The sequence below is a fragment of the Kitasatospora sp. NPDC059803 genome, assembly GCF_042732255.1.
Taxonomy (GTDB): Bacteria; Actinomycetota; Actinomycetes; order Streptomycetales; family Streptomycetaceae; genus Kitasatospora.
Genome location: NZ_JBHWIJ010000025.1, coordinates 17,266 through 19,820, shown reverse-complemented (window position 1 = coordinate 19,820; position 2,555 = coordinate 17,266). Strand labels below are relative to the sequence as shown.

General features: G+C 71.0%; 3 protein-coding genes. 2 read left to right on the top strand and 1 reads right to left on the bottom strand.

Annotated elements, in window-relative coordinates; all coding sequences use genetic code 11:
- Positions 1-127: 127 nt before the first annotated feature.
- Together ACFV6I_RS06605 and ACFV6I_RS06600 are read left to right on the top strand one after the other, a co-directional pair.
- Positions 128-559: an Rrf2 family transcriptional regulator gene (locus ACFV6I_RS06605; RefSeq protein WP_380423767.1), complete on the top strand. Its 432-nt coding sequence runs from the start codon at positions 128-130 to the stop codon at positions 557-559.
- A 96-nt stretch (positions 560-655) separates the two neighbouring features.
- Positions 656-1,393 carry an SDR family NAD(P)-dependent oxidoreductase gene (locus ACFV6I_RS06600; RefSeq protein WP_380368869.1) on the top strand — a complete coding sequence of 246 codons (738 nt, stop codon included), beginning with the start codon at positions 656-658 and terminating at the stop codon, positions 1,391-1,393.
- A gap of 91 nt (positions 1,394-1,484) precedes the next feature.
- Here ACFV6I_RS06600 and ACFV6I_RS06595 read toward each other — a convergent pair.
- The coding region (locus ACFV6I_RS06595; RefSeq protein ID WP_380423766.1) for a serine hydrolase domain-containing protein at positions 1,485-2,555 on the bottom strand (1,071 nt) is incomplete at its 5' end.

Below are 2,555 nucleotides of genomic sequence, written 5' to 3'. Positions count from 1 at the left end.
ACCAACCCTCCCACCCCCCCCCTTTACCCACCCCCACACCACACAAACAAAAACTAGACTCCGCCGGGGCTTGTCGTAGGCTGATGTAACTATTACAGTTACGACATGGAGAGGGGTGATGGGCGGCATGAGTGCGAACAGTAGGTTGACCGTCGCCGCGCACGCCCTGACCTGGATCGGGCTGTACCAGCGCCGTGGCCACGAGGTCGCCACTTCCGAGCAGATCGCGACGAGCGTCAACACCAACCCGGTGGTGATCCGCCGCCTGCTGGCCCAGCTGCGCAAGGCGGGCCTGGTCGACTCGCGAAGGGGTGCCGGGGCCGGCTGGACGCTGTCGCGGGACCTGTCGGCGATCACCCTGCTCGACGTCTACGAGGCGGTGGAGCCGGGACCGATCTTCGCCCTGCACCCCGCCACGCCCGACCCCGAGTGCGTCGTGGGCCACGGCATCGCTCCGGTGATGGCCGCCGTCTACGGCGGGATCGAGGCCACCCTCCGCCGGGAGTTGGCGGGGACCACGCTGGAGGATGTGCTGCGCGACGTGCTGAAGGCCGCCTAGCCTCGGCCGTGGCAGTGCTTCCTGCGTCGCTTCCTGCGCCGCTTTTTGTGCCCAAAAATGTAACAAGAATAGTTACGTCAAGATTCGGAGAATCTCATGGGACAGCTGGACAACAAGACCGCCCTCGTCACCGGCGCCTCCACCGGCATCGGCCTGGCCATCGCCCGCCGCTTCGCCGCCGAGGGGGCGACCGTGTACCTCACCGGGCGCCGCGAAGCCGAGCTGGCGGCCGCCGTCGAGCAGGTCGGCAGCCGGGGTGTCGGCATCCGGGGCGACGTGTCGAAGCTCGACGACCTCGACCGGCTCTTCGCCGAGATCACCGAACGCAGCGGCCGGCTCGACGTCGTCGTGGCCAACGCCGGCCTCGGGGACTTCGGCCTGCTCGGCGAGATCACCGAGGAGGAGTACGACCACACCACCTCCGTGAACCTCAAGGGCACGGTCTTCACCGTGCAGAAGGCCCTCCCGCTGCTGTCGGCCGGCGCCTCGGTGATCCTGCTCTCCTCCAGCGCGGCCCTGCGCGGCGTCCCGGGCCTGGGCGTCTACGCCGCCACCAAGGCCGCGATCCGCAGCCTCGCCCGCACCTGGGCCACCGAACTCGCCGGCCGGGGCATCCGGGTCAACGCCCTCACCCCGGGCCCGGTCGCGACCCCCGGGGCCGACGAGCTGCGGGCGGCGTACCCCCAGGTCGACCAGGCCGTCGCCACGACCCCGCTCGGCCGTATCGGCCGACCCGAGGAGGTTGCTGCCACCGCCCTCTACCTGGCCGGGGACCAGAGCTCCTTCACCACCGGCGCGGAACTGCTCGTCGACGGCGGCGTCACCCAGCTCTAGGGGATTCACCTCGGGACAGAACCTGAGCGGAGTGGAAAAGCGGAGTGGGAAGTCGGACCCGCCGACTTCCCACTCCCTCACCGGACTTCGGTCAGCGGCACAGGGCCGTGTCCACGACGTTCTCGACGTGCTCCGAGCCGGCGGCGTCCGGCGGGACGGTGGTCACCGCGATGTTGACGGCGCGGCCGTCGTCCGTCGCCCCGCCCCGGGTCTCGTAGCCGGGGATGTCGCCGCCGTGGCCCCAGTAGACGCCGCCGCAGGACAGCGGCCGGCTGATGAGCCCCAGGCCGTAGGCGGCGCCGCTGTCGCCGATGGGGACGGTGGTGCGCATCTGGGCGAGCTGGGCCGGTTGCAGGAGGCGGCCGCCGAGGAGGGCGGTGAAGAACTGGTTGACGTCGGAGTTGGTGGAGATCATCTGGCCCGCCGCCCCGCCCGCGGAGGGGTCCAGCTCGGTGAAGTCGATCAGGTGCCCGTCGGCCGCGTCCTTGCGGTAGCCCTGGGGGTGGGCCTCGCGGATGGTCCGGTCGCCCTGGGCGGGGTAGTAGGTGTGTCGCAGGCCGAGGGGCTTGATGATGCGCTGGTCGATCTGCTCGGCGATGGGGCGGCCGGTGACCTTCTGGACGACCAGGCCGGCGAGCACGTAGTTGGTGCTGCTGTACTTGAAGCTCGCCCCCGGGGCGAAGTCGGCCTTGTGCTGGAAGGCGATGTCCAGCAGGTCGCGCGGCTCGAAGTACCGGTGCTGGAGGGAGGGTTCGTCGAGGTATCCCTCGTAGTCCGGGAGTCCGCTGGTGTGCTGGAGGAGCTGACGGACCGTGGTGTGGCGCCCGTCGATGCCGTCGCCGCGGACCAGGCCGGGGAGGTAGGTCTCGACGGGCTCGTCGAGGCCGATCTTCCCCTCGCCGACCAGCTGCAGCACGACCACCGCCGTGAACGTCTTGGTGTTGCTGCCGATCCGCACCTGGCCGTCGACCGGCACCTTCGCGCGGGTGGTGACGTCGCCGACCCCCGCGGTGTAGGTGCGGGTGCGGCCGTCACGGCCCTGGACGCTGGCCAGCGCGGCGGGCAGGCCGTCGTCGCGGACCAGCGCGTTCAGCCCCTGCTGGACGCTGTCCGGGCGGGGGGCGGCGGCGGCCGTGGACGGCGCCAGGGCGGTGCCCGCGGT

What these genes read in the sequence shown, in the direction of transcription:
- ACFV6I_RS06605 (WP_380423767.1), top strand. Translation starts at nt 128, where the DNA reads ATGAGTGCGAACAGTAGGTTGACCGTCGCCGCGCACGCCCTGACCTGG.
- ACFV6I_RS06600 (WP_380368869.1), top strand. Translation starts at nt 656, where the DNA reads ATGGGACAGCTGGACAACAAGACCGCCCTCGTCACCGGCGCCTCCACC.